Source organism: Bartonella sp. AP30XZML, from assembly GCF_042195945.1.
Classification (GTDB): Bacteria; Pseudomonadota; Alphaproteobacteria; order Rhizobiales; family Rhizobiaceae; genus Bartonella.
Genome location: NZ_JBHIPJ010000087.1, coordinates 1 through 2,917, shown reverse-complemented (window position 1 = coordinate 2,917; position 2,917 = coordinate 1). Strand labels below are relative to the sequence as shown.

The 2,917-nt window shown below is 31.3% G+C and carries 2 protein-coding genes and 1 pseudogene; all 3 read left to right on the top strand.

Annotated features, from left to right (window positions below; genetic code table 11):
* Positions 1–364 precede the first annotated feature (364 nt).
* The gene (locus ACFIL2_RS06355; protein WP_012230893.1) at positions 365–622 is read left to right on the top strand and encodes a type II toxin-antitoxin system RelB/DinJ family antitoxin; all 258 of its coding nucleotides are present in this window, start codon (positions 365–367) and stop codon (positions 620–622) included.
* 1 nt (position 623) lies between these two features.
* The gene (locus ACFIL2_RS06350) at positions 624–896 is read left to right on the top strand and encodes a type II toxin-antitoxin system YafQ family toxin (RefSeq protein WP_026500655.1); all 273 of its coding nucleotides are present in this window, start codon (positions 624–626) and stop codon (positions 894–896) included.
* 1,561 nt (positions 897–2,457) lie between these two features.
* Positions 2,458–2,917 (top strand): annotated as a pseudogene (locus tag ACFIL2_RS06345) (hypothetical protein); the annotation flags it as partial.

The following is a 2,917-nucleotide window of genomic DNA, read 5'->3' as shown; positions in this document are numbered from 1 at the left end:
TCAAAGGGTTATTACCGTAAGTTTAGAAACAATGAAAATCGTGAAAAAACTACCAAAATTAGAAATTAGAGAAACTGAATAGACTTGGCATGCTCACATAATGGGTATGATAACTCATAAGGGGTATAGAGCTTATAACCATAATCTGTTGCTTACATAAAATCTTCTTTACTATGACGGATAACAAAATAAAGTTAAGAGAATAGGATTTAGCAACATTCCTCTTAATTATTGCGAATCAAGGATTCTTTTCGTGGAGTTTTTTCCCATACCTGCTGTCCAAAGGGTTTTGAATTCTAAAAAGTTGATTTGAAGTCACAGTGTAGCTACATTATAATAAAGGTTATAAATGGAGGTACCAATCATGAAAACCGATTCTGTTGTTCGCGCTCGCATTCCTGCTGAAATGAAAAAACAAGCGATGATTACTTTAGAACGTATGGGATTAAGTGCATCAGACCTTATCCGCATAACATTTTTGCGTGTCGCTGAAGAAGGTTGTTTGCCTTTTGATCTTAAAGTACCTAATAGTGTCACACGTAAAGCTATAAAGGAATTAGATGAAGGTAAAGGTAAGACATTTAAAAACGCTGATGCCCTTTTTAAGGATTTAGGCATTTAATATGTTGATACCCGTCCGCTCAAGACAATTTAAACGTGACGTGCGCAAAGCGGAAAAACGCAGTAAAAATATGAATAAGCTGCGTACACTATTAAGTCTTCTAATTGAAGAAAAGCCATTACCAAGACATTACTGTGATCATCCACTAAAAGGCGATTGGGTAGGGTATCATGATATTCATATCGAACCAGATTGGCTGCTTATTTATAGAATAGAAGGAGATAAATTACATCTTATTCGTACAGGAACACACTCTGACCTTTTCAAAGAATAATTATATGAAAAGTTAAAAATACTCTAACTTTTCTCTACATAATTAGATTTTTTTACATTGCCTTTAAAAGATTATATCGTAATCTAAAATGATAGCTTTGTTTAAAGAGAGCTATGTATATTCATTTTCTTATATTACTTATAGGTTTTGAAGGTTTCTCAAACCCTCAAAATACCTTCAAAACCCCTTTTTATATATATTACAGATTGTATTTACGTGTTGTGTGTAATATGGGTTGTTTATTTAAAACATTAACATATTGAAATATAATAACTTTTATTTTTTGATTGAAAAAAAATATATAAAGGGGCGTAAAAGGAACCCTCAAAATACTCAAAAACCTCAAAACTCATAACCACAATAGTCTTGATAACATTTCTTATGATTATAATCCCTTTCTTTTGAAAGGCTTTAAAGGATCATATGCTTTTTATAAAGCACGTTTTAATCATTCTCTAAATCATAAGTTTATCTATTCAAATGAACTGATAAAATTCATAAAAGGGATTTTAATAACGTAATCAGTTTTTACTTTCATACGCTTTTCATAAGACACATTTTAATGACTCACTAAAATGATCACTTTTGTCAGTTCAATTTACTGACACATAATTGACAAGTTTTAATCAATTCACATCATTGGTTATCTTTAAAGATTGTAATAGTGATATGAGTTATGTCTTAAAAACATTAACCTATTGAAAAATAATGTTTTTAATTTTTCTCATTAAACAAAATAATAGAGGGTCTAAAAAGAACTGACAACACTGACACGGTCTATTAAAAGGGATTTTCCTAATCTCTATAATTATCAGTTTCTATTGAGATGTTTTCATAACAGTCTATAAATCGTAATTATCCTATTTATCGTTTCTCTTATGAAAATGAAAAATGATGCCATGGCTATAAAGAACATAACAGCTATAGAGAATACGTGAAAAAGCAGGTTTTCATAATCACATGCAAATGAACGCGTTGGTTATAAAGAGCACAGTGCCTATTAAGGTTGTTTAAATTAGAGCCCCTTATAAACAAAATTCACAAAAAAATTAAAATTCATTTAGTGAAAAAATTGATAGGCTATAAAGATAAAAAAACGCATTATGAGAGCGTTTCTAAATATTATAAATGTATAGATTCAAAAAACAGCGCAATCGTTTTAGAAAGCCCATAATATAGCTTTAAAAGCATATAAATATAAAAGAAGCAATTCATAAGCACATGATAACATTAATACACAATGCAATTTAAAAAATACAAAAAAATATCAAAAAAGATAAAATATTATTTGACAATAAATACGTATTTTGTTATATAAATAATCAAGTGATCAAAACACTAAACATCAAGCGGGTAGGTTACGAAACAACCTCTCCCATCTTTTTAAAATACTGACTTTCTTTTATGCTGTCATTAGCATATAACGATTATGTCGGGTGTAGTTACGCTATACAATACTCTTATGAGAAAAGCGTAGCAACGGACTTGATGCCGTGTTTTGAGCGCCCGACGCCCTTATAGGGTGTCAATTCAAAACAATATTAACATCAAGGTTTTAAATATGACAAATATATCAAACAACACCCCCGTTCTCTCTAACATTGCAAATGAAACTGCATCTGTTAATAAACAAGAGCCTGCAAAAAAATATGAACTTACTAATGAAAACCGCGTTGTTAACGGTGTGACTTTACACCGCATTAAAGCTTTAAGAGACTTTTCTGATGTCAAGGCGGGTTCCTTGGGGGGCTTTATCGAAAATGAAAATAACTTATCACATGATGGCAATTGCTGGGTTTATGATGATGCTATGGTTATCCAAGCAAGCGTTTCCGAAAATGCAAAAATACGCAATAATGCCTGTGTTGTGAATTATGCTAGGGTTTATGGTAATGCCGTGATTAGTGATAAGGCATGGGTTTTGAGTGATAAAGCACGTATTTATGACAATGCAATCATTAATGGCAATGCAAAAATTGGTGGCTATGTTTTTGGCAATGCCGTTGTGAGTGATAATGCCG

What these genes read in the sequence shown, in the direction of transcription:
- ACFIL2_RS06355 (WP_012230893.1), top strand. Translation starts at nt 365, where the DNA reads ATGAAAACCGATTCTGTTGTTCGCGCTCGCATTCCTGCTGAAATGAAA.
- ACFIL2_RS06350 (WP_026500655.1), top strand. Translation starts at nt 624, where the DNA reads ATGTTGATACCCGTCCGCTCAAGACAATTTAAACGTGACGTGCGCAAA.